Source organism: Streptomyces sp. NPDC056738 (assembly GCF_042790435.1).
Taxonomy (GTDB): domain Bacteria; phylum Actinomycetota; class Actinomycetes; order Streptomycetales; family Streptomycetaceae; genus Streptomyces.
This window is the reverse complement of sequence record NZ_JBHTZF010000016.1, coordinates 86,609-108,430: the sequence shown is the minus strand read 5'-3', so window position 1 is coordinate 108,430 and position 21,822 is coordinate 86,609. Positions and strand designations below refer to the sequence as shown.

Sequence of the window (21,822 nt, the reverse complement as noted above, 5' to 3'; positions counted from 1 at the left end):
ACGCGGCGGACGGCCGGGAGGAGCCCGGCTCCTCGCGGCCGTCCGCCGTCGTCCGGGCCGTTCAGGACGCCGGAGGCGGGGTCTGCGCGTCCGGCGGACTCGCGTCCGGGCCGCCGTCCTTGTGCGCGAGGCGGTCCACGGCGTCCTTCGCCTTGCCCGTGCCCGTGTGGATCTTGTCGCTGTACTTGTGCTTGGTCTTGTCGTCGACCACCTTGGCGGCCTTGTCGAGGCCGTGAGCGACCTTGTGCCCGTGCTGCTGCGCGAGCCCGGAGACCTTGTCCTTGGCGGGCTCCAGCTTGGCTTTCAGATTGTCCATCAGACCCATGGTTCGCCTTCCCTGGCGGGACAGTTACGTGCGGGAGCCCTTGCCGGCCTCGTGGTCGGCCGCCTGTTCCGGCGTCTGCTGCCTGGGGATGCCGACGTCCTCCGCGGTGGCGGTCCCGGCGTCGCCCGCCGTCGCCCCGCCCTCGTCCTCGGACGAACCCTCGGCCTCCACGGCCACCCGCGCCTCGACGGCCGGTGCCTCCTCGGTGGCCTTCGACCTCCGGAGAAGCCGTTCAAAAACGCCCATATCAGCTCCTTACGTTACTCGTGAGGGCGAAGTTCCGCGTCGCCCGGTGCGGCCCGTTGCGTCACCCGGGTCACCGGTCCTCGGGACCGGCGGCCGGAACCCCGCATGAGGGAACGAACCCGGAACCCCCGCGTCACGCGGCTCGTTGCGGGGGAGGTCCCAGGGTTTGCGAGACTGGGACCGTGAGCAGCGCACCTCCCGCACCCCGGGTCATCGCCGTCGTCGGACCTACCGCCGCAGGAAAGTCCGATCTGGGCGTTTTCCTCGCCAGGCGTCTCGGCGGCGAGGTCATCAACGCCGACTCGATGCAGCTCTACCGCGGGATGGACATCGGCACCGCCAAGCTGACGCCCGCCGAGCGCGGCGGCGTCCCGCACCACCTCCTGGACATCTGGGACGTGACGGTCGCCGCCAGCGTCGCCGAGTACCAGCGGCTCGCCCGCGCCCGGATCGACGCGCTGCTCGCCGAGGGGCGCTGGCCCGTCCTGGTGGGCGGCTCCGGGCTGTACGTCCGCGGGGCCGTGGACAAGATGGAGTTCCCCGGCACCGACCCGGCCGTACGCGCCCGCCTGGAGGAGGAGCTCACCCTGCGCGGCTCCGGAGCCCTGCACGCGCGGCTCGCCATGGCCGACCCCGGGGCCGCCCAGGCGATCCTGCCCAGCAACGGCCGCCGGATCGTCCGCGCGCTGGAGGTCATCGAGATCACCGGCAAGCCCTTCACCGCCAACCTGCCCGGCCACGAATCCGTCTACGACACCCTCCAGATCGGCGTCGACGTGGCCCGCCCCGAGCTCGACGAGCGCATCGCCCGGCGGGTCGACCGCATGTGGGAGGCCGGCCTCGTGGACGAAGTGCGCACGCTGGAGGCGCAGGGCCTGCGCGCCGGGCGCACCGCCTCCCGCGCGCTCGGATACCAGCAGGTCCTCGCGGCGCTCGCCGGGGAGTGCACCGAGGACGAGGCCCGGGCCGAGACCGTTCGCGCCACCAAGCGCTTCGCGCGCCGTCAGGATTCATGGTTCCGGCGGGACCCCAGGGTGCATTGGCTCAGTGGGGCTGCGGCGGATCTCACAGAACTCCCGGAACTCGCACTGACGTTGCTCGAACGACCGGTCACAGCCTGATCACGTCATGGCATCGGGACGCTCCGGCCGTCATCCGGGCCTCCGGCGCCGTGCCATCATCGAGCTTCGATCGACCAGTGAAGTCCGAGTTTGGGAGGGCGCGTGGCGATGGAGGCCGGCCCTCGCGACACTGCACGCGGCACCGAGTACGGTGCCGATCGGGACGGAGTTCGTCTGAGCATCGATCCGGACGCCGACCACGGCGTCGAGCCGGAGCTGGGTGAAGAGCGCCTAAGCTCCGACGGCCCCGAGGACACCCCCGGCGGAGTGATCGCCGACGGTCCGGGCCCCGGCGAGATGTCCCCGGAGCCTGAGGTCGAGGTCGAGCTGCGCCCGCAGCGTCTGCTGCGCATCTGGCAGCTCGCGCCGATCGTGGCGCTGGGCGCGACGGGCTCCCTGATGTTCGCCTTCCCGCTCGCCTTCGAGTTCGGTGACGGCGGTGCCGTGGTCGCCATGCTGGGGCTGCTGATCTGCCTGTGCGCCGCGGGCTGGGGCATGATGGCGGCCCGCCGGGTCGGCTACACGCTGCCCGGCTTCCCGTCGCGCGGCTCCGGCCGACGCCCCGACTGGCGTGTGGTCCTCGCGTACGTCGTGATCGTCGCCGCGGTGGCCGTGCTGGCCGTGGGACGCGTGGCCCGACTGCGCTGACCCCCGGGTGCCGTCCCGGCAGCGGCACCCGCACCGCGTGGACGGGGCTGTCGGCGCGACCCCTTACGATCGAGGAATGAGCACGCGGATCGCCTTCCTCAAGGGGCACGGGACCGAGAACGACTTCGTGATCATCCCGGACCCGGAGAACGTCATCGACCTTCCTCCCGCCGCCGTCGCCGCTCTGTGCGACCGCCGCGCGGGCATCGGCGGCGACGGTCTGCTGCACGTCGTGCGGTCCGCCGCGCACCCCGAGGCCGCCGGGATGGCGGCCGAGGCGGAGTGGTTCATGGACTACCGCAACGGCGACGGCTCGGTCGCCGAGATGTGCGGCAACGGCGTGCGCGTGTTCGCCCACCACCTCCACCGCGCCGGCCTCGTCCCCGAGGGCGACACCGCGATCGCCACGCGCGGAGGCGTGAAGCCCGTCCACATCGCCAAGGACGGAGACGTCACCGTCGGCATGGGCAAGGCGCTCCTGCCCGAGGGGGAGGTCACGGTCAGCGTCGGCGGCCGGAGCTGGCCCGCGCGCAACGTGAACATGGGCAACCCGCACGCGGTCGCCTTCGTGGACGACCTCGCGCACGCCGGTGACCTGTTCACCCCGCCGCCGTTCGCCCCGGCGTCGGCCTACCCGGACGGGGTCAACGTCGAGTTCGTCGTCGACCGGGGACCGCGTCATGTGGCCCTGCGGGTCCACGAACGCGGCTCGGGCGAGACCCGTTCCTGCGGCACGGGCGCCTGCGCCGTGGCCGTCGCCACCGCCCGCCGCGACGGCGCCGACCCCGCCGTGACCGGCACCCCGGTGACGTACACCGTCGACGTGCCCGGCGGACGCCTCGTCATCACCGAGCACGCCGACGGCGAGATCGAGATGACCGGCCCCGCCGTCATCGTCGCCGAGGGCGAGATCGACGCGGACTGGCTGGACGGCGCGCTGCGCTGAGCCACGCGGGGCATGCCGGAGCCGCACCGAGCCGGGCGCTGTGTCGAGCCGGCGCCGGGCGCGCCGCGTCGTGCAGGACGGACGTCGTACGTCCTTGCCGTCCATTCCAGAAAATCGAAACCGTAAACCCCAAAACCTTCGCTCGAATGAGTGATCCGTTTCACGCTCGGCGAGAGGCGGTCAGCCGGGCGTGGTGGGGTCGGTAGCATCAAGCACCGGCCCGGACGGGGGATCGACACCATCCCCTGAGCCGAGTTCGCCATGGGGCACCCGTCCGCCGGTCTGACGCAGCCGGAGGTGCCCATGAGTGCGGAGGCGACGAATCCCGCGACGCCAGGCCCCGTTACGCCCGCCAGCCGGCGTTCGGCGTCCCTGGAGCCGGAGGTGCCCCCGGCGCACCGCAAGAAGTCCCGGCCGCGGATCGACCTGCGCCGGCTGGGGCGGGCCGCGCTGCTCGGGCCCGCGGCCCGGGACCGGCTGCCGGACGCCATCGGGCACGTGGCCGAGGCCCACCGCGCCCACCACCCCGACGCCAAACTGGAGCCCCTGCGCCGGGCCTGGGTCCTCGCGGAGTCCTCGCACCGCGGCCAGATGCGCAAGAGCGGCGAGCCGTACATCACCCACCCGCTCGCCGTGACCCTGATCCTCGCCGAACTCGGCGCCGAGACCACGACGTTGACCGCCTCCCTGCTCCACGACACCGTCGAGGACACGGAAGTGACGCTCGATCAGGTCCGCGAGGAGTTCGGCGACGAGGTCTGCTACCTGGTCGACGGAGTGACCAAGCTGGAGAAGGTCGACTACGGCGCCGCCGCCGAACCGGAGACCTTCCGCAAGATGCTGGTCGCCACCGGCAACGACGTCCGGGTCATGTCGATCAAACTGGCGGACCGGCTCCACAACATGCGGACCCTCGGGGTCATGCGCCCCGAGAAACAGGCGCGCATCGCCAAGGTGACCCGGGACGTGCTCATCCCGCTCGCCGAGCGTCTCGGCGTCCAGGCGCTCAAGACCGAACTGGAAGACCTCGTCTTCGCGATCCTGCACCCCGAGGAGTACGAGCACACCCGCGAGCTCATCTCCGAGAACGCGAACCGCGAGGACGACCCCCTCGCGGAGATCGCCGAGGAGGTACGCGCGGTCCTGCGCGACGCCGGGATCCAGGCCGAAGTCCTCATAAGGCCGAGGCACTTCGTGTCCGTGCACCGGGTGTCGCGCAAACGCGGCCCGATGCGCGGCGCCGACTTCGGCCGCCTCCTGGTCCTCGTGAACGAGGACGCCGACTGTTACGGGGTCCTCGGCGAACTCCACACCTGTCTCACCCCGGTGGTCTCGGAGTTCAAGGACTTCATCGCCGTCCCCAAGTTCAACCTCTACCAGTCGCTCCACACGGCCGTCACCCGCGGCGACGGCCAGGTCGCCGAAGTCCTCATCCGTACCCACCAGATGCACAAGGTCGCCGAGGCAGGAGTCATCGCGCTCGGCAATCCCTACACGGCACCGTCGGAGGACCAGTCGGACGGCGCGGGCGAGCGCCCCTTCGACGGCGAGCGCGCCGACCCCACCCGCCCCGGCTGGCTGTCCCGGCTGCTCGACTGGCAGCAGGGCGCGCCCGACCCGGACACGTTCTGGTCGACGCTGCGCGAAGACCTGGCCCAGGACCGGGAGATCACCGTCTTCCGCGCCGACGGAGGCTCGCTCGGCCTTCCGGAGGGCGCCAGTTGCGTCGACGCGGCGTACGCGCAGTACGGCGAGGACGCGCACGCCTGCATCGGCGCCCGCGTCAACGGCCGCCTGGCGACGCTGAGTACGGTCCTGAGGGACGGCGACACCGTTCAGCTCCTCATGGGTCAGGACCCCGCCTCCGAGCCGTCCAGGGAGTGGCTGGAGCACGCGCACACGCCCGCCGCGCGGATCGCCATCCAGCGCTGGATGGCCACCCACCCCGCCCCCGGCCACGAGGACGCGGCCACCGCCTCCGCCACCGGACCCCGGCAGCCCGTCGCGGCCCCGGCCCGGCCCGCCGAGGCGGGGGCGGCCCGCGGTACCGAGACGCAGGCCGCCCGCCCCGCGAGCGCCGTCGCCGACCTCCCCGGCGCGTCCGTCCGCATGGCCGGCTGCTGCACACCCGTGTCTCCCGACGAGGTGACCGGCTTCGCCGTCCGCGGGGGAGTGGTCACCGTGCACCGCGTCGAGTGCGCAGGAGCGGCCCGCATGAAGAGCGCGGGGCGCCCGGAGGTGGGAGTGCGCTGGGGCGACACCACCGAGTGCCGCGTCACCCTGGTCGCCGAGTCGTTCGGACGGCCGCACCTGCTCGCCGACCTCACCGAGGCCATCGCCGCCGAGGGGGTCGCCATCGTCTCCGCGACGGTCGAACCCCCGAGCCAGCAGCGCGTGCGCCACACGTACACGCTCCAACTCCCGGACGCGGCCGACCTCCCCGCCCTGATGCGCGCGATGCGCAACGTACCCGGCGTGTACGACGTGAGCCGCCCGCAGCACCCGACCCCGACGCCCCAGTAGGGTCAAGGCGCCCCGGACGCACCGGGGGAAGGTGTCCCGGCCGACCGGACAGCGGGAGCGCGGTCGAGCGGGCGTCGGTGTCCGGTCGGGCCGATGCCCGTGGAGCGGGCGTCCGCGGCCCGGTGGCACGGCTCGGAGCCGCGGGTTCCGTGCTGGCCCCAATGAGTCCCGGGATCGACCCGTTCGGGTGGGACGGATGCGAGTCGGCGGCGCCGAGGGGGTGCGCGCTGGTAGCCGTGGTCCATGTCGCACAACCCCACCCCCACGCCCGCACGCCCGAGGAGCCGCCGTGTCACGGCGGCCCTGCTCGCCTCGGCCGTCTCCGTCTGCCTGATCGCCGCGAGCGCCCCGGACCCGGCCGTGCCCCTGGGGGTCGGCGACCGTCTCTTCCCCACCCTCGGCAACCCCGGGTACGACGTCGAGTCGTACGACCTCCACTTCACCTACCCCGGCAGCAACGACAAGCCGCTCACGGCCGTCACCACCATCGACGCCGTGACCACCGAGACGCTCGACCGCGTCAACCTCGACTTCGCGCACGGCAGCGTCCGGTCGGTCCTGATCGACGGCACCCCCGCCCGCTTCACCCAGGCCGGCGAGGACCTGGTCGTGACGCCGGACGAACCCCTGCCCGCCGGGAGCCCGCTGCGCATCACCGTGCGGCACACCAGCGACCCGGTGAGCGCCAAGGGCCAGGACGGCGGCTGGGTACGGACCAAGGACGGGCTCGCGATGGCCGGCCAGGCCGACGCCGCCCACCTGGTCTACCCGTGCAACGACCACCCCTCCGACAAGGCCCTGTTCACCATCAGCGTCACGGCCCCCGACCGGTACACGGTCGTCGCCAACGGTCTCCCCGAGGGCACCCGCCGTGCCCGCGGGGCCACGACCTGGACGTACCGGACCGAGCACCCCATGGCCACCGAGCTGACCCAGGTGTCCATCGGCCGCTCCGCCGTGCTGCACCGGGAGGGCCCGCACGGTCTGCCCGTACGGGACGTGATCCCCAGCGCCGACCGCGCCGCGCTGGAGCCGTGGCTGCGCAAGACCCCCGGCCAGATCGCCTGGATGGAGAGCAAAGTCGGACGGTACCCCTTCGAGACCTACGGGCTGCTGATGGCCCAGGCCCAGACCGGCTTCGAGCTGGAGACGCAGACGCTGTCGCTCTTCGAGAAGGAACTCTTCACCCAGCCCGCCTACCCGAAGTGGTACGTCGACTCGATCATGGTGCACGAGCTGTCGCACCAGTGGTTCGGCGACAGCGTCACCCCCCGCACCTGGTCCGACGTGTGGCTGAACGAAGGGCACGCCACCTGGTACGAGGCCCTGTACGCCGAGGAGAAGGCGCACCAGCCCATGGAGAAGCGGATGAAGGCCGCCTACCGGCTGTCCGACTCCTGGCGTGCCACGGGCGGCCCGCCCGCGCGGCCCAAGGGACCCAAGCCCGGCCAGAAGATCAGCATCTTCCGGCCGAACGTCTACGACGGCGCGGCCCTGGCCCTGTACGCGCTGCGCCAGGAGATCGGGCGCAGGGCCTTCGAGCGCCTGGAGCGCACGTGGGTGGGCGTCAACCGCGACGGCGTGGCCTCGACGGCCGACTTCGTGGACCTCGCGTCCGCCGTCGCCGCAAGGGACCTGACCGGCTTCTTCAGGCAGTGGCTCTACGCCGCGAAGACACCCCCCATGCCGGGTCACCCGGACTGGAAGAGCGACGCCCCGAAGGCTCGCAAGCACACGTGAGCGGCCCGCCGGCCGGGCCGTCGGAGCGGCTGAAGCGTCCCGGAGCACCGGGGCCAGGGCCGGGGCCGGGTCCGGGGCCGGGCGTACGCGGCATCCCGCGGGCAGCGATGTCCGCGGGATGCCGGGTGGTCTCCGGTGGTCTTCGGTGGTCTTCGGCGGTGTCCGTGCGTGTCCGAGGGGTGGTCGGCGGGTCACGATAAGTCGCGTGACGCGCCGTACAGTGCCGTGCGACCATCTTCGAGCCGGCGGCGCGGCCCCTTCGGAGGGTTGCCCCGGCCGGATCCGGGAATCTCCCGGTGGTCGCACACGTTGTGCACTGTGACGGGCGGCGTACGTCGGCCCGCGGCTCACCCCATCTACGTAAGGATCCAATGACCTCCTCTTCTTCCCCTTCCCAGGACGCGCAGACCTCCGCGCAGAACTACCCCGAAGGTCTTCGGGCCGATGCCCTGATGGAAGAGGACGTCGCCTGGAGCCACGAGATCGACGGAGACCGGGACGGCGAGCAGTTCGAACGCTCCGAGCGCGCGGCCCTGCGCCGCGTGGTGGGCCTCTCCACCGAGCTCGAGGACGTCACCGAGGTCGAGTACCGACAGCTCCGCCTGGAGCGCGTCGTCCTCGTCGGTGTCTGGACCTCGGGAACCATCCAGGACGCGGACAACTCGCTGGCCGAGCTGGCCGCCCTCGCGGAGACCGCGGGAGCGCTCGTGCTCGACGGCGTCGTCCAGCGCCGCGACAAGCCCGACGCGGCCACGTACATCGGTTCCGGCAAGGCCAACGAACTCCGGGACATCGTCATCGAGACCGGCGCCGACACCGTCATCTGTGACGGTGAACTGAGCCCCGGCCAGCTCATCCACCTCGAGGACGTCGTCAAGGTCAAGGTCATCGACCGTACGGCCCTGATCCTCGACATCTTCGCCCAGCACGCCAAGTCCCGCGAGGGCAAGGCGCAGGTGGCGCTCGCGCAGATGCAGTACATGCTGCCGAGGCTGCGAGGCTGGGGTCAGTCGCTGTCCCGTCAGATGGGCGGCGGCAAGGGCGGCGGCCTCGCCACCCGTGGTCCCGGTGAGACGAAGATCGAGACGGACCGGCGCCGCATCCGCGAGAAGATGGCGAAGATGCGCCGGGAGATCGCGGAGATGAAGACCGGCCGCGAGATCAAGCGCCAGGAGCGCCGCCGCAACAAGGTGCCCTCGGTCGCCATCGCCGGTTACACCAACGCCGGCAAGTCGTCGCTGCTCAACCGCCTCACGGGCGCGGGCGTCCTCGTCGAGAACGCGCTGTTCGCGACCCTCGACCCGACCGTGCGCCGGGCCGAGACCCCGAGCGGGCGGCTGTACACGCTGGCCGACACGGTCGGTTTCGTCCGCCACCTGCCGCACCACCTGGTCGAGGCGTTCCGCTCCACGATGGAGGAGGTCGGCGACTCCGACCTGATCCTGCACGTCGTGGACGGTTCGCACCCGGCACCGGAGGAGCAGCTCGCCGCGGTCCGCGAGGTCATCACCGACGTCGGCGCGACCAAGGTCCCCGAGATCGTGGTGATCAACAAGGCGGACGCGGCGGACCCGCTGGTGCTCCAGCGCCTGCTGCGCATCGAGAAGCGTTCCATCGCCGTCTCGGCGCGCACGGGCCAGGGCATGGCGGAACTGCTCGCGCTGATCGACAACGAGCTGCCGCGCCCCTCGGTCGAGGTCGAGGCGCTCGTTCCGTACACGCACGGCAAGCTGGTCGCCCGCGCCCACACCGAGGGCGAGGTGATCTCCGAGGAGCACACCGGGGAGGGCACCCTGCTCAAGGTGAGGGTCCACGAGGAACTGGCGGCGGACCTCGCTCCGTACGTGGCGGCGCCGGCACTCCGCTAGGCGACGACCGGCCGGCACGCTGGCGCTCCGTCGGGCAACCGGTTCGGCACGTCGGCGGGCGATCGCTCAGTACGCACGAAGGCCCGCCCCCTCTCGAGGGGGCGGGCCTTCGCCGTGCACGCGTGCGCGAGGTCGCGATCGGCGGACGGAGCCGGCTACCGGCCGCCGTACTCCTCGCTCATCTGCCGGTAGAGCGCCTGGGCCTCCCCGCCCAACTGCGGTCCCGCCAGCCAGGTGTGCGCGGCCGGGCCGATCGAGGTGTTGGAGACGAGTTCGGTCCGGCCGTCGACGACCCGGAACCAGCCGCCGCCGGACGAACCGCCGGTCATGGTGCAGCCGATGCGGTACATCGTGGGCATGGCCGGGCTCAGGGACAGGCGGCCGGGCGTGTCGACGCACTTGAACATGCTCAGTCCGTCGTAGGGCGGCGCGGCCGGGTAGCCCCAGGCGCCCACCGTCCCGGCGTCCCGGGCCGACGGCGCGGAGAAGTCCACGTCCAGCGCGTTGCCGACGGTCTCCTCCAGCGACCTTCCGCCCTGCTCCGGACGCACATGCAGCACCGCGTAGTCGTACGGGGCGCCCGCACCGCCCGTCTCGTCACCGCCCGAGATCCACTCGTCGGAGGTCGAGGCCCAGTCCGCCCACCACTGGCCGTACGGCGCGATCTCCGAGGCGCCGGCACCGGCGAGCTGTGCCTCGGACCTGCCCCGGTCGTTGTAGGAGGGCACGAAGGCGATGTTGCGGTACCAGCCGCCGTTCCTTCCGGCGTGCACACAGTGGCCCGCGGTCCACACGAGGTTGGACTTTCCGGGGTGGTTCACGTCCTTGACGACCGTGCCCGAGCAGACCATCGAGCCCTCGGGGGAGTCGAAGAAGACCTTCCCGACCGGTGCGGCGTGCTCGTGGTACGGAGTCTGCTCGGCCCGCGCGTCGACGGGGGCCGGCTCGGGGTCGCTGACGCCCTGGTCCGCCGCCGCGTCCTGCACGGAGACCGTCTTGGCCGGGTCCTTGGCGGACTTCATCCGCTCGGGCTTCCACAGCCCGTCGATCACCGGATTGACGAAGTCCTCGGCCTCACCGAGCCACTTGTCCTTGTCCCAGTTCTTCCAGTCGCCGTTCTTCCACCGGTCGACATCGATCCCGTGCTCCTTGAGCCGGTCCTTGATGCCGTCCGGGACGTCGATCTTGTCGTCGCCGCTCGCCGACCCCCGCGAAGCGGAGGCGGCGGACCCGCCGTCCGCCCGGTCGTCACCGGTGCCGCAGGCGGTCGCGGCCAGTGCCAGGGCGGCCATGAGGCCGGCGGCGAGGGCCCTGCGTCGCGGTCCTGAGAATCTCATCGGTTTTCGTACCCCCCGGTCGAATCCCTGTCTCCGTGCCGGCCGGGCGCGGGCGGCTCCGCGGGGAATCCCCCGCCCCGGCCTCCCGCGCCCGCCCGGACGTGTCACGTCACGCGTGTCACCGCCCGGCGAACTTCGCGCTCACCGAGTCGTACACGCCCTTGGCCACATCGCCCAGCCGCGGACCCGCCAGCCAGCCGAACTTGACCGGTCCGATCGAGGTGTTGGACACCAGGGCCGGCTTGCCGTCCGACCCCGTGGCCACCCAGCCGCCGCCCGAGGAACCACCGGTCATCGTGCAGCCGATGCGGTACATCGTCGGGTCGGACCGGGTGACCGACAGCCGGCCCGGCTTGTCCGTGCACTGGTACAGCTTCTGGCCGTCGAACGGCGCCGCCGCCGGATATCCGGTGGCCGTGATGGCGGACACCTTGGGCACGGCCGGAGCGTTGAAGTTCACCGGCAGCGCCGAACCCACCGTCTCCTCGAGGGACTGGCCGCCGCTGCCCTTCTCCGGCGTCACGTGCAGCACCGCGTAGTCGTACGACGCCCCCTGGCCGCCCGTGGAACCGCCCTGCTCGATCCACTGGTCCGAGGTCTGCGCCCAGTCGCTCCACCAGACACCGTAGGGAGCGACCTCCTCGCGCGGGGCGCTCTCCAACTGCGCCTCCGTCTTGCCCTGGTCGTTGTAGGAGGGCACGAAGGCGATGTTGCGGTACCAGCCGCCCTTCTTGCCGGCGTGCACGCAGTGGCCCGCGGTCCACACGAGGTTGGACTTGCCCGGGTGCGCCGGGTCCTCGACCACCGTCGCCGAACAGACCATCGTGCCCTCGGGGGCGTCGAAGAACACCTTGCCCGCCACCGGCACGCTGGCGTGGTAGGACGGATTCACGGCCCGCGCCGTCACCGGGGCCGGCTCCGGGTCGGTGACACCCTGGTCACCGCTCAGGTCGGCGTCGTCCACGCCCTTGTTCTTGTCCGGGTCGTCGGCGCCGCGCATACGGGACGGGTCCCAGAGCCCCTTGATGATCGGGTTGATGAAGTCGTCGGCCTGGCGCAGCCACTCGTCCCTGTCCCAGTTCTTCCAGGCGCCCTTCTTCCACTTGTCGACATCGATGCCGTGCTCTTTGAGCTTGTTCTTGATGTCGTCCGGGATCTGGATCTTTCCGTCGCCGCCCTGGGACGCGGAGGCGGTCGGCTCGCCGCTCGCCGTGTCGCTGCCCGAGTCGCAGGCGGTGGCCGTCAGCGTCAGGGCCGCGGCCAGACCGAGAGCCGCCAGGACGGGGGACGGTCTGCGGCGCGCGCTCCTGCCTCGACGGGCGGCGAAGGGCGGGCGTATGGATCGCATGGTGGGTAACTCCCCCTGAACGTATGGGAACTGTGCGGTGCGTCTGCGGGCGCCTGAGCGGTACGTCCGGCACGGCCGAACGGCATCACAGACTATGCGGTCGCTGTGCGGGACGCCCGACGGAACGGCAACGGTTCAGCTACGGGGGCGTGCGTCCGCCGCTCCCGCCGCTTCCTGACGGAAGGTCACTGTGCGGGCCGCCGTTCCGTCCCGGCAAAGAACCGGTAAGGAACCCCGAATCCACCCGCTTCCCAAAGCGACCGGCGTCGTTGGTACGTACGGGGGGCCTGCCGCCTGCGTCCGGACCCTCCTGCCAACTCGCCTCTGAACAGCGGGAGGACCTGAAGTCGTGGCCGTGACCGAGTCAGCGGTGGTGCCGGTGGGGGCGCCAGGGGAACCCGAGGGGGCGCGGGACGCCGGCGCCGGAGCGGCCGAGCGGGCGCGCGCCGCGCACGAGGGCATTCTGCGGCGCCAGTCGGCGCGCGAGTCGGCGGCTCGTACGTACGCGCGCGCCCTGCCGATCGTCCCCGTACGGGCTCGCGGGCTGACGATCGAGGGCGCCGACGGGCGCCGCTATCTCGACTGCCTCTCCGGAGCAGGGACCCTGGCCCTCGGGCACAACCACCCCGTCGTCCTCGAAGCGATCAGAAAGGTCCTCGACTCGGGGGCGCCGCTGCACGTCCTGGACCTCGCGACACCGGTCAAGGACGCCTTCACCACCGAGCTGTTCCGCAGCCTCCCCCCGCGGTTCGCCGAGCGCGCGCGGGTCCAGTTCTGCGGACCGGCCGGGACGGACGCCGTGGAGGCCGCCTTCAAGCTGGTGCGCGCGGCGACCGGCCGCACGGGCATGTTCGCCTTCACCGGCGCCTATCACGGGATGACCGCGGGGGCGCTCGAAGCCTCCGGGGGCGCGACCGACGTACGGGTCGCGCGCCTGCCCTATCCGCAGGACTACCGCTGCCCGTTCGGCATCGGCGGTGAGCACGGCGCCGAACTCTCCGCGCGCTGGACGGAGTCCCTCCTCGACGACAGCAAGTCGGGGGTGCCGCTCCCCGCCGGGATGATCCTCGAACCCGTCCAGGGCGAGGGCGGGGTCATTCCCGCGCCGGACGCCTGGACCCGGCGGATGCGCGAGATCACCGAGGCCCGGTCCATCCCGCTGATCGTGGACGAGGTCCAGACGGGAGTGGGCCGGACCGGCGCGTTCTGGGCCGTGGAACACAGCGGGATCACCCCGGACGTGATGGTGCTGTCCAAGGCCATCGGCGGCAGCCTGCCCCTGGCCGTCGTCGTCTACCGCGACGACCTCGACGTCTGGGAGCCCGGCGCCCACGCCGGCACCTTCCGCGGCAACCAACTGGCCATGGCCGCCGGCACGGCCACCCTGGCCTACGTCCGTGAGCACCGCCTCGCCGAGCGCGCGGCGACCGTCGGGGCCCGCATGCTGGAGCGGTTGGGCTCGCTCGCCTCGGAGTTCCCGTGCGTCGGGGACGTACGCGGCCGGGGTCTGATGATCGGCCTCGAACTCGTCGACCCCGAAGGACCGCCGCACCCCACCCCCGACGGCCCCCGTCCCGCCTCCCCCGAACTCGCCGCCGCCGTCCAGCGGGAGTGCCTGCGCCGAGGTCTGATCGTGGAGCTCGGAGGCCGCCGGTCGAGCGTCGTACGGCTCCTTCCACCCCTGACGATCAGCGACGAACAGGCCTCCGCCGTGCTCGACCGCCTGGCGGACGCGGTGAGCGCGGTGAGCGCGGCGGCCCTGGGGGAGCGGAGACCGGGCAGGGACGGGGCGCCGGGGGCCGCCGGTCCCGAGTGACGGCCCGGCCCCTCGGTATTTCCCCGCCCCACCGCCGCTCCACGGACCGACCCGGAACGCCAAGAGCCCCGGCGCACTCCGGCTCAGGCCCGGTCACGTCGCCGCACGAGCCCGAACGACCCGCAAGGAACCTCTCGTGAACACCACCCCCGCACCCGACAGCCCTCCTTCCCCGTACGAGCGAACGGCCGTCCCCGTACCGGCCCCGCACCTGCCCGCACCCGAGTCCGTTCCCCGGCAGACGGACGCGGCCCGGGCGCCCCGAAGGCCGGGCCGGGCCACCGTGGACCCGCTGGACCTGTTGGACCTGCTCGACCACCCCGACACCCGGACCGCGGCGCAGGCGGCGGCCGTCGAGAATCTGCTGCGCTGCTGGGTACGGGAGAACGACCTGGCCGCCCCCGACGACGGAACGCTGCGCATCGCACTGCCGGCCAGCGGAGTGACCCTGCTCGTACCCGTCCACCACTGGTCCCGCTCCGGCTGGCACCGCTTCGGGCTTCCCCGTCTGGCCGGAACGCCCGAACAGGCACCGGCCGTCGACGCGGTGACCGTGGCGGCCCTTCTCGCTCGCCAGACGGCTCCCGGGACTCCGGCCGCGGACACGGTGCATCCGGCACCGGCCGACGACCCTGCGGCAGCGGCAGCGGCAGCGGCAGCGGCAACGAGAACGGGACCGGGCGCGGCAGCTTCGGGGGTTTGGGCTGGGGCTGAGGCGTCGGGTGAGGCCGGCGCCGGGCACACGGACAGTCCGGCCGGTGAGGGCACCGACCTCGTCGGCCGCGTCGCCGACTCGGTCCGGCGCACCGCCGTGTTCATCAGGGACCGCAGGGAGCACCCCGCCGACCCGCCCGACCACTTCCTCGCCGCGGAACAGGCGCTCCTCCTCGGCCACCCCCTGCACCCGATGCCCAAGGGGCGCGACGGCCTCTCCGACACCGAAGGCATGCTCTACTCACCCGAGTTGCGCGGCTTCTTCCCCCTGCACTGGATGGCGGTCGCCCCCTCGGTCCTCGCGTCCGACTCGGCCTGGACGGAACGCGGCCGCCCCGTGTCGGCGGAGCAGCTCACCCTGCGGCTGGCCGGGCCCGGCCTGTCCCTCCCCGAGGGCTTCTCCGCCGTACTGCCCCTGCACCCCTGGCAGATGCGCGAGGTCCGAAGTCGTCCCGGGACCGCGGCCCTGCTGGACGCCGGGCTGCTCCGCGACCTCGGCCCGCACGGCACGCCCTGGCACCCCACCTCCTCCGTCCGCACCGTCTACCGCTCCGGTGCCCCCGCGATGCTGAAACTGTCGCTGGGACTGCGCATCACCAACTCCCGCCGCGAGAACCTCCGCAAGGAACTCCACCGCGGCGCCGAGGTCCACCGTCTGCTGCGCGGCGGCCTGTCCGAGCAGTGGCAGTCCGTCCATCCCGGCTTCGACATCGTCCGCGACCCGTCCTGGCTCGCCGTCGACGACCGGGACGGCGACCCGCTCCCCGGGCTCGACGTGATGATCCGGCACAACCCGTTCACGCCCACCGACGACGTCGGCTGCGTCGCGGGACTGGTCTCACCCCGGCCGTACGCCCGCCTGGGCACGCACAACCCGGCCGAGCGCGGCCCCTTCATGCGGTCCCGGCTCACCGAGGTCGTCACCGGGCTCGCGGGCCGGACCGGCCGCCCGCGCGGCGCCGTCGCCACCGAATGGTTCCTGCGCTATCTCGAACAGGTCGTCCGCCCCGTGCTCTGGCTGGACAGCGAGGCGGGCATCGCCCTGGAGGCCCACCAGCAGAACACCCTGCTCGTGCTGGACGCCGACGGCTGGCCCACGGGCGGCCGCTACCGGGACAACCAGGGCTACTACTTCCGCGAGTCCCGGCGAGCCGAACTCGACCGGCGGCTGCCCGGCATCGGCGCGCACAGCGACACCTTCGTCCCCGACGAGGTCACCGACGAACGCTTCGCGTACTACCTGGCCATCAACAACGTGTTCGGGCTCATCGGCGCCTTCGGCTCCCAACGGCTCGCCGACGAGGCCCTGTTGCTCGCCGCGTTCCGGCGCTTCCTCGGCGGCGTGATCACCGGCCCGGCCCGGCTGCGGACTCCGCTGCCCGCCCTGCTGCTCGACTCACCCGTCCTGCGGTGCAAGGCCAACCTGCTGACCCGGTTGCACGGCCTCGACGAACTCGTCGGCCCCGTGGACACCCAGTCCGTCTACGTCACCATCGCCAACCCTCTCCATTCCTGATCTCCGACTCCCCTCATCCCTGGGGAGCATGACCCACCCCGTCTCCCGAGAGGAGCGCCGTCGTGCCCCCCACCGATGAGAGCACCGACCCCGGCACCGGCACGGACTGCGAGGACACGCTCGACCTGCGCCTTTCCGACGAACTGATCGCCCTGTTCGCGCAGGGCGCCGGATCGGGGGACGAGACCGGGGAAGAGGCTCCGGACGGAGTCCCGGGCGGATCCCGGGACCAGACCGCGGACAGGAGGCCGGACGGGGGCGATCTGCTCGACCGGGTCGGCGGCTGGGGGCCGGCGAAGACACCCGCAGGCGTCCTCCAGCTCGTCCCGGTGCGTCCGCGCCGCGACCTGGCGCTCGTCCACCGCTGGATGAACGACCCCGCCGTCGCGGAGTTCTGGGAGCTGGCGGGATCCGTGTCCGTGGTCGAGGAGCACGTGCTCCGGCAGCTCGACGGCGACGGACGCAGCGTCCCGTGTCTCGGCGTGCTCGACGGCACCCCGATGAGCTACTGGGAGATCTACCGCGCGGACCTCGATCCCCTGGCCCGCCATTACCCCGCCCGGCCCCACGACACCGGCATCCACCTCCTCATCGGCGGGGTCGCCGACCGCGGGCGCGGGCTCGGGTCCACCCTGCTCAGGGCCGTCGCCGACCACGTACTGGACCAGCGCGCCTCCTGCGCCCGTGTCGTCGCGGAACCCGACCTCCGCAACACGCCCTCCGTGTCCGCGTTCCTGAGCGCGGGCTTCCGCTTCTCCGCGGAGGTCGATCTGCCGGACAAGAGGGCGGCCCTCATGATCCGGGACCGGGCCCTGCGCGATCTGCTGTAGAGCCGCCGTTCCCGGTCCACCGGCCGATCACCCCCGACCCGGTTCCCCGCCGAGGAGTCCCCGTGTCCCATCCCTCCGCCGCCCCGGACGCCCGGGAGACACCCGCCGCGCGCGGCCCTTCACCAGCCGTGATCCCCCGGCGCGCGTCCGGCGCGATCACGCCCTCGGTTCCGGCCTTGATCGCTCGGTTGTCAGTGGCGCCCCGTAGGCTGGCAACGCTATGACGAAGCCCTCACTCCCCGAACTCCTGCATGCTGCCGTCACCGCTGTCGGCGGCACGGAGCGCCCCGGCCAGGTGACGATGGCCGAAGCCGTCGCGGCTGCCATCGACGACAGCTCCCACCTGCTGATCCAGGCGGGCACCGGCACCGGAAAGTCCCTCGGGTACCTGGTTCCCGCGCTCGCGCATGGCGAGCGGGTGGTCGTGGCGACGGCCACCCTGGCGCTCCAGCGCCAGCTCGTGGAGCGGGACCTGCCGCGCACCGTCGACGCGCTGCATCCGCTGCTGCGCCGCCGTCCCGAGTTCGCGATGCTGAAGGGCCGGTCGAACTACCTGTGCCTGCACCGCCTGCACGAGGGCGTGCCGCAGGACGAGGAGGAGGGCCTCTTCGACCCGTTCGAGGCGGCCGCGCCCACCAGCAAGCTGGGACAGGACCTGCTGCGGCTGCGCGACTGGTCGGACGAGACCGAGACGGGTGACCGGGACGACCTCACCCCCGGCGTCTCCGACCGGGCCTGGGGCCAGGTGTCGGTGTCCTCCCGGGAGTGCCTCGGCGCCACGAAGTGCGCCTACGGAGCCGAGTGCTTCGCCGAGATGGCCCGCGAGCGGGCCAAGCTCGCCGAGGTCGTCGTCACCAACCACGCTCTGCTCGCGATCGACGCCATCGAGGGCGCGCCGGTCCTGCCGCAGCACGAGGTGCTGATCGTCGACGAGGCCCATGAGCTGGTCTCCCGGGTCACCGGTGTCGCCACCGGCGAGCTCACCCCGGGGCAGGTCAACCGCGCCGTGCGCCGCTCCGCGAAGCTCGTCAACGAAAAGGCCGCCGACCAGCTCCAGACCGCCGCCGAGGGCTTCGAACGGCTGATGGAGCTGGCGCTGCCGGGCCGCCTGGAGGAGATCCCGGAGGACCTCGGGTACGCGCTGATGGCGCTGCGCGACGCCGCCCGTACGGTGATCACCGCCCTCGGCTCCACCCGGGACAAGTCCGTCCAGGACGAGGACGCCGTCCGCAAGCAGGCACTGGCGTCCGTCGAGTCCGTGCATTCCGTGGCGGAGCGCATCGCCAACGGCTCCGAGTACGACGTCGTCTGGTACGAGCGGCACGACCGCTTCGGAGCCTCGCTCCGGGTCGCTCCGATGAACGTGTCCGGGCTCCTGAGGGAGAAGCTGTTCTCCGACCGCTCGGTCGTCCTGACGTCCGCCACGCTCAAGCTCGGTGGTGACTTCAACGGTGTCGGAGCCTCGATGGGGCTCGCGCCCGAGGGCACGGAGGGCGAGGACGTCCCGCCGTGGAAGGGTGTCGACGTCGGCTCGCCGTTCGACTACCCCCGGCAGGGCATCCTGTACGTCGCCCGGCATCTGTCGCGCCCCGCACGGGACGCCGACCGCGGGGACATGCTCGACGAACTCACAGAGCTGATCCAGGCCGCCGGCGGTCGCACGCTCGGTCTGTTCTCCTCGATGCGCGCGGCCCAGCTCGCGGCGGAGGAGCTGCGGACCCGAATCCCCGAGTTCCCGATCCTGCTCCAGGGCGAGGAGACGCTCGGCGAGCTGATCAAGAACTTCGCGGCCGACCCGAAGACCTGCCTGTTCGGCACCCTCTCGCTCTGGCAGGGCGTCGATGTGCCGGGGCCCAGCTGTCAGCTCGTCGTCATGGACAAGATCCCCTTCCCGCGCCCGGACGACCCGCTGATGAGCGCCCGCCAGAAAGCGGTCGAGGAGAACGGGGGGAACGGCTTCATGGCCGTCGCCGCCACCCATGCCGCGCTCCTCATGGCCCAGGGCGCCGGCCGCCTGGTCCGTGCCACGGGTGACCGGGGTGTGGTGGCCGTGCTGGACCAGCGTCTGGCCACGGCCCGCTACGGCAGCTATCTGAAGGCCTCGCTCCCGGACTTCTGGTACACCACGGACCCGAACCAGGTCCGCAGATCCCTGGCTGCGATCGACGAAAAAGCCAGAACGACAGAACTCCCCACGGCCCCGTCCCCGACCCCGGACCCCGAGTAACCCGACCCGGTCCCAGCCAACCCGCCGCCTGGTCGCCCGCCCCGCCCCGGCGCCCCTGGGGCCCGGGGTCGGCTCGACGCCCCCGCGCCGGGCCGTCCGGCACCTGGCCATGGCTGAAGGCCAGTTCGCGAACCCGTACCGCTCAACGAAGCCCGGCGCCTGCCCAGCCGTCCAGCACCGCGGCGCAGCCCCCGGCCTCCGGGGGTCCGCCCGGCAGCCCGAGATCCCGGGGCTTCGCCCGACCTCCGGGACAGCCCTGGGGTTCACCCGACCACCGGGACCTCCCCAGGTTCCCCGGGCCTCCGAATCCCGCCGGGTGTCCCGACCTCCGGGACCTCCCCGGGTTCCCCGGGCCTCCGAATCCTGCCGGGTGTCCCGACTTCCGGGACCGCTCCCGGGCTTCGCCCGACCTCCGGGACATCCCCGGGTTCCCCGGCCTCCGGACCCCGCCGGGCCCCCTGATCTCCGGGACCTCTCCCCGGGATCTCCCCGGGACCCCGAAACCTGCCGAAGTCGCCTGATCTCCGGGACCCCCAGGGTTCGTCCGCCCCCCCGGGACCCCTCCCGGGGTTCGCCCGACCTCGGGACCCGTCGGGGTCACGAGGTCTCCGGGACCCGGGGTCGCCCGGAGACCCCGGACCAGTCACCCCTGGTCAGGGCCCCCGGCCAGAACGCGCAGGGCCCCGGAACCGGCGCAGTGGTTCCGGGGCCCGGTCAGGGGCGGGGGCGGTGGACCGCCCGTCGCGGTGTCACACCCGGCGCAGTACGGCGACGACCTTCCCGAGGATGGTCGCCTCGTCACCGGGGATCGGCTGGTACGCCGAGTTGTGCGGCAGCAGCCACACGTGGCCGTCCTCCCGCTTGAAGCGCTTCACCGTGGCCTCGCCGTCCAGCATCGCGGCGACGATGTCACCGTTCTCGGCGACCGGCTGACGGCGGACCGTCACCCAGTCCCCGTCGCAGATGGCGGCCTCGATCATCGAGTCACCGACGACCTTCAGGACGAACAGCTCCCCGTCGCCCACGAGCTGGCGGGGGAGAGGGAAGACGTCCTCGACCGACTCCTCGGCGAGGATCGGGCCACCGGCGGCGATCCGGCCGACGAGCGGTACGTACGACGCGGCCGGCTTGCCCGCCGTGTCCGTCGGCTGCACCGACGACTGGTCCGAGCCCCGCACCTCGTAGGCGCGGGGGCGGTGCGGGTCGCGCCGCAGGAAGCCCTTGCGCTCCAGCGCCATGAGCTGGTGCGCGACGGAGGAGGTGCTGGAGAGGCCGACGGCCTGCCCGATCTCCCGCATCGACGGCGGGTAGCCGCGCCGCTGCACGGAGTCCCGGATCACCTCGATCACCCGGCGTTGCCGGTCCGTGAGTCCCGAGCTGTCGGCCCGGATGCCTGGAGGTCGGCCAGGCAGGGAGCGCTTTGGCCCCTCATGATTCGCGGCTTCGTTCATCACATGCACCGGCTCGAGTCGGCCCTGGGAGCGGTCCTGGGCGGTGATGGTGGCGCTGTCTGCGGTGGTGGTCACGTCGGCCCCTCTCGATGGTCTCCCTGCTGGACAACGGTAGTTGCTTTCGAAAGGTTGCGCCAAACACACGTTCGAGTGAAAAACCGCGAATTGCCTGACGTGAGCATGTGTCCGGGTGTATGGCTGTCGACGCGCCTGGCGGACAAAAGGGCCCATTGCTGTACCCTTCAGCGCCGGAGGCGGCCGCCGTGTCGGCTGACCTGGGCCGTCGCCCAGTCTGCCATCCGATGGCCGACCGGCCGGGAACCGGCCCCTTCCGTGCGTCGACCACGCTATCCCCGTGTGTCCGGGATGGGTATGCCTGTGCGGCACGTGCCCTTACGTGTACGACACGCGCGGCGTGGGCGGTTTCACGAGCTGATCCCCACATCTAGTGGTTGGATTGCGGAGGCATCCCAGAAGTTGTGGTCCCCCGGGTCTCCTGACCCTCGGGCATCGCCTATGCTGGAGCCTGCTTCGAGGGGCCCGTGAGGTCCCGCGAGGTTTCTGAGTCGTGCTGTGAAGGAGGGTTGGAGCCATGCACTGCCCCTTCTGCAGGCACCCGGACAGCCGCGTCGTCGACAGTCGTACGACCGACGACGGCACGTCGATCCGCAGGCGCCGCCAGTGCCCCGACTGCTCCCGTCGCTTCACGACCGTGGAGACGTGCTCCCTGATGGTGGTGAAGCGCTCCGGTGTGACCGAGCCCTTCAGCCGCATCAAGGTCATCAACGGCGTGCGCAAGGCGTGCCAGGGACGGCCTGTCACCGAGGACGCGCTCGCCCAGCTCGGGCAGCGGGTCGAGGAGGCCGTGCGAGCCACCGGAAGCGCCGAGCTGACCACCCACGACGTGGGGCTGGCCATACTCGGACCCTTGCAGGAACTCGACCTCGTGGCCTACATGAGGTTCGCGTCCGTGTACCGGGCCTTCGACTCGCTCGACGACTTCGAAGCCGCCATCGCGGAACTCAGGCAGGTGAATCAGCGCCCCGCCGAGGACGACGACGTCCCGGACGCGGTGCGCCAGGAGACCGATCACGGGCAGCGCGGAACCGTCGAGGTTCCCGTGCCCGCCACCGCCGCCGACTGACCGCGGCCCGGACCCCTCGGGT

At 72.3% G+C, this 21,822-nt stretch carries 16 protein-coding genes; 11 read left to right on the top strand and 5 right to left on the bottom strand.

From position 1 onward, the window contains the following. Positions 1-61 precede the first annotated feature (61 nt). The gene (locus tag ACFRIC_RS34510) at positions 62-325 is read right to left on the bottom strand and encodes an antitoxin (RefSeq protein WP_382794269.1); all 264 of its coding nucleotides are present in this window, start codon (positions 323-325) and stop codon (positions 62-64) included. Between the two features lie 24 nt (positions 326-349). Then, positions 350-571 (bottom strand): hypothetical protein, encoded by a 222-nt coding sequence (locus ACFRIC_RS34505; protein ID WP_382794267.1) that lies wholly within the window; start codon positions 569-571, stop codon positions 350-352. A gap of 182 nt (positions 572-753) precedes the next feature. On the opposite strand from ACFRIC_RS34505, the gene miaA reads away from it, so the two are divergent. The 6 genes from miaA (at position 754) to hflX (ending at position 9,417) form a co-directional block, all read left to right on the top strand. After that, a complete protein-coding gene (gene miaA, locus ACFRIC_RS34500) occupies positions 754-1,692 on the top strand; it encodes a tRNA (adenosine(37)-N6)-dimethylallyltransferase MiaA (protein WP_382794264.1) in 939 nt (312 codons plus the stop codon). A gap of 108 nt (positions 1,693-1,800) precedes the next feature. Further along, positions 1,801-2,340, top strand: a complete 540-nt coding sequence (locus tag ACFRIC_RS34495) for a hypothetical protein (RefSeq protein WP_382794376.1) — start codon at positions 1,801-1,803, stop codon at positions 2,338-2,340. Positions 2,341-2,416: 76 nt separating this feature from the next. Then, positions 2,417-3,286, top strand: coding sequence for a diaminopimelate epimerase (gene dapF, locus ACFRIC_RS34490; protein ID WP_382794262.1), 870 nt, complete (start codon positions 2,417-2,419; stop codon positions 3,284-3,286). Between the two features lie 303 nt (positions 3,287-3,589). Then, a complete protein-coding gene (locus ACFRIC_RS34485; protein WP_382794259.1) occupies positions 3,590-5,809 on the top strand; it encodes a RelA/SpoT family protein in 2,220 nt (739 codons plus the stop codon). Between the two features lie 243 nt (positions 5,810-6,052). Further along, complete coding sequence (locus tag ACFRIC_RS34480) at positions 6,053-7,549, top strand: M1 family metallopeptidase (protein ID WP_382794256.1); 1,497 nt, start codon at positions 6,053-6,055, stop codon at positions 7,547-7,549. Positions 7,550-7,920: 371 nt separating this feature from the next. Then, positions 7,921-9,417: a GTPase HflX gene (gene hflX, locus ACFRIC_RS34475; protein ID WP_382794253.1), complete on the top strand. Its 1,497-nt coding sequence runs from the start codon at positions 7,921-7,923 to the stop codon at positions 9,415-9,417. Between the two features lie 155 nt (positions 9,418-9,572). On the opposite strand, the gene ACFRIC_RS34470 is transcribed toward hflX, so the two are convergent. Further along, positions 9,573-10,754, bottom strand: coding sequence for a trypsin-like serine peptidase (locus ACFRIC_RS34470; protein WP_382794250.1), 1,182 nt, complete (start codon positions 10,752-10,754; stop codon positions 9,573-9,575). A 118-nt stretch (positions 10,755-10,872) separates the two neighbouring features. Next, complete coding sequence (locus ACFRIC_RS34465; protein WP_382794247.1) at positions 10,873-12,102, bottom strand: trypsin-like serine peptidase; 1,230 nt, start codon at positions 12,100-12,102, stop codon at positions 10,873-10,875. A gap of 349 nt (positions 12,103-12,451) precedes the next feature. On the opposite strand from ACFRIC_RS34465, the gene ACFRIC_RS34460 reads away from it, so the two are divergent. From ACFRIC_RS34460 to ACFRIC_RS34445, 4 genes are all read left to right on the top strand, one after another. Beyond that, entirely contained in the window at positions 12,452-13,918 is a 1,467-nt protein-coding gene (locus ACFRIC_RS34460) for a diaminobutyrate--2-oxoglutarate transaminase family protein (protein WP_382794245.1), read from the top strand. A 136-nt stretch (positions 13,919-14,054) separates the two neighbouring features. Beyond that, on the top strand, positions 14,055-16,148 hold the full coding sequence (locus ACFRIC_RS34455; RefSeq protein WP_382794243.1) for an IucA/IucC family protein: 2,094 nt from the start codon (positions 14,055-14,057) through the stop codon (positions 16,146-16,148). A gap of 62 nt (positions 16,149-16,210) precedes the next feature. Further along, positions 16,211-16,978: a GNAT family N-acetyltransferase gene (locus ACFRIC_RS34450; RefSeq protein WP_382794240.1), complete on the top strand. Its 768-nt coding sequence runs from the start codon at positions 16,211-16,213 to the stop codon at positions 16,976-16,978. 220 nt (positions 16,979-17,198) lie between these two features. Beyond that, a complete protein-coding gene (locus ACFRIC_RS34445) occupies positions 17,199-19,205 on the top strand; it encodes an ATP-dependent DNA helicase (protein ID WP_382794237.1) in 2,007 nt (668 codons plus the stop codon). A gap of 749 nt (positions 19,206-19,954) precedes the next feature. On the opposite strand, the gene lexA is transcribed toward ACFRIC_RS34445, so the two are convergent. Next, positions 19,955-20,731, bottom strand: a complete 777-nt coding sequence (lexA, locus tag ACFRIC_RS34440) for a transcriptional repressor LexA (protein WP_103549644.1) — start codon at positions 20,729-20,731, stop codon at positions 19,955-19,957. Between the two features lie 517 nt (positions 20,732-21,248). Between lexA and nrdR the strand changes: the two genes are divergently transcribed. Beyond that, positions 21,249-21,800 carry a transcriptional regulator NrdR gene (nrdR, locus tag ACFRIC_RS34435; protein WP_339131999.1) on the top strand — a complete coding sequence of 184 codons (552 nt, stop codon included), beginning with the start codon at positions 21,249-21,251 and terminating at the stop codon, positions 21,798-21,800. Positions 21,801-21,822: the final 22 nt, after the last annotated feature.

Bases quoted from the DNA above. Each gene is read 5' to 3' on its own strand.
- ACFRIC_RS34470 (WP_382794250.1), bottom strand. From the start codon at position 10,754: ATGAGATTCTCAGGACCGCGACGCAGGGCCCTCGCCGCCGGCCTCATG.
- ACFRIC_RS34505 (WP_382794267.1), bottom strand. From the start codon at position 571: ATGGGCGTTTTTGAACGGCTTCTCCGGAGGTCGAAGGCCACCGAGGAG.
- ACFRIC_RS34480 (WP_382794256.1), top strand. From the start codon at position 6,053: ATGTCGCACAACCCCACCCCCACGCCCGCACGCCCGAGGAGCCGCCGT.
- ACFRIC_RS34445 (WP_382794237.1), top strand. From the start codon at position 17,199: ATGACGAAGCCCTCACTCCCCGAACTCCTGCATGCTGCCGTCACCGCT.
- ACFRIC_RS34510 (WP_382794269.1), bottom strand. From the start codon at position 325: ATGGGTCTGATGGACAATCTGAAAGCCAAGCTGGAGCCCGCCAAGGAC.
- ACFRIC_RS34465 (WP_382794247.1), bottom strand. From the start codon at position 12,102: ATGCGATCCATACGCCCGCCCTTCGCCGCCCGTCGAGGCAGGAGCGCG.
- dapF (WP_382794262.1), top strand. From the start codon at position 2,417: ATGAGCACGCGGATCGCCTTCCTCAAGGGGCACGGGACCGAGAACGAC.
- nrdR (WP_339131999.1), top strand. From the start codon at position 21,249: ATGCACTGCCCCTTCTGCAGGCACCCGGACAGCCGCGTCGTCGACAGT.
- hflX (WP_382794253.1), top strand. From the start codon at position 7,921: ATGACCTCCTCTTCTTCCCCTTCCCAGGACGCGCAGACCTCCGCGCAG.
- ACFRIC_RS34485 (WP_382794259.1), top strand. From the start codon at position 3,590: ATGAGTGCGGAGGCGACGAATCCCGCGACGCCAGGCCCCGTTACGCCC.
- ACFRIC_RS34495 (WP_382794376.1), top strand. From the start codon at position 1,801: ATGGAGGCCGGCCCTCGCGACACTGCACGCGGCACCGAGTACGGTGCC.